Here is a 1,510-nt window from a genome sequence, read left to right as displayed (position 1 = left end):
GCCGAGGCGATGGCCGACGCGCGGGCGGAACATTTGCGACTGCGTCCGGTCTGTTCTTTCGTTGCCCATTATTTTGATAAACATGCCGCGGAAGTGGCAGATCTTCGAGGAGCGATACGGTGAACGCTGCCTTCAGACGAAGGCGGATGTGGGCCGCGATCGGGAAAGCCCGTTCCCTATGGGGGACGGGCTTTTCGTCAGGCGGGGCCTGTGAGCGATTGTTTTCTGCTTGACAGGAGAGAAAACAAGGGGTATCGTAGGGATAATCTTGAAAAGGCTCCAGGAACATGCGGCCGGAGCGAGAGACAGAGGAGGGGACAGGCGATGGCACAGCATGGCAGACATCGTAATATCAGCATGGTGATGGATCTTTACGAGCTTACGATGGCGGAGGGGTATTTTAAAAGCGGAGATCAGCCGCGCGTGGCGTTTGACGTTTTTTACCGTAAAGTGCCAGACGGCGGCGGTTTTGCGATATTTGCGGGACTTGAGCAAATCATTGAGTATGTGGAAAATTTACACTTTGACGATAGCGACGTGGCGTATCTGCGCTCGTTAAATTTGTTTAGCGAGGATTTTTTGGATTACCTGCGTAAATTTCGCTTTAGAGGCGATATATACGCCTTTGCCGAGGGTACGATCATCTATCCGCAAGAGCCGTTTATGACCGTCGTAGCCTCGCCTATCGACGCGCAACTCATAGAAACTGCGATCCTATCGCAGATAAACCATCAAAGCCTCATCGCGACCAAGGCCAGGCGTATCGTAAAGGCCGCGGACGGCAGGAGCGTGTTTGACTTCGGCGCTAGACGCGCGCACAACCTAGACGCCGCGATCTACGGCGCTAGAGCGGCCTACATCGGCGGCGCGGACGGCACGGCGACGGTGCTCGCGGCTAAGGCCTTTGGCATACCGACGACCGGCACGATGGCGCACAGCTGGGTGATGTATTTTGGCGACGAATTTGAAGCCTTTAAGCGCTACGCCCTACTCTATCCAGACTCCGCTTCGCTGCTCGTAGATACCTACGACGTGCTGCATAGCGGCGTGCCAAATGCGATAAAAACTGCAAAAGAGGTGCTAGAACCGCTGGGCAAACGCCTAAAAGCGGTCAGGCTGGACTCCGGCGACCTAGCATATCTATCCAAAAAAACGCGCGCAATGCTGGATGCCGCAGGGCTACAAGACTGCAAGATCACGGTCTCAAACAGCCTGGATGAGTACACCATCGCCTCGATCCTAGCTCAAGGCGGGCAGATAGACGGCTTTGGCGTGGGCGAGCGTCTGATAACCTCTAAGAGCGATCCGATTTTTAGCGGGGTTTATAAGCTTGTCGCGGTCGAAACAGATGGCAAATTTAGCCCTCGTATCAAGCTATCAGAAGCAGTAGAAAAGATGACCAATCCGGGCATAAAAAAGGTCTGGCGCATCTACCAAAACGGCCAAGCCATAGCCGACCTCATCGTCATTCTTACTTGGTAGAATCACTCCAGAAGGATGATTGTGTACA

General features: G+C 53.9%; 2 protein-coding genes. Both read left to right on the top strand.

The annotated features are described in order from the left end of the window. Positions 1-9: 9 nt before the first annotated feature. Entirely contained in the window at positions 10-123 is a 114-nt protein-coding gene (locus tag Q0386_RS10210) for an N-acetyltransferase (protein ID WP_367272400.1), read from the top strand. Between the two features lie 201 nt (positions 124-324). Then, positions 325-1,482 carry a nicotinate phosphoribosyltransferase gene (locus tag Q0386_RS07225; protein WP_299029145.1) on the top strand — a complete coding sequence of 386 codons (1,158 nt, stop codon included), beginning with the start codon at positions 325-327 and terminating at the stop codon, positions 1,480-1,482. The last annotated feature ends 28 nt before the right edge of the window (positions 1,483-1,510 follow it).

Origin of the sequence: uncultured Campylobacter sp. (assembly GCF_938045625.1) — a bacterium.
Taxonomy (GTDB): domain Bacteria; phylum Campylobacterota; class Campylobacteria; order Campylobacterales; family Campylobacteraceae; genus Campylobacter_A.
This window is presented reverse-complemented; position numbering and strand designations above follow the sequence as displayed.

Coding starts and splice junctions, on each gene's coding strand:
- Q0386_RS10210 (WP_367272400.1), top strand. CDS start 10: ATGGCCGACGCGCGGGCGGAACATTTGCGACTGCGTCCGGTCTGTTCT.
- Q0386_RS07225 (WP_299029145.1), top strand. CDS start 325: ATGGCACAGCATGGCAGACATCGTAATATCAGCATGGTGATGGATCTT.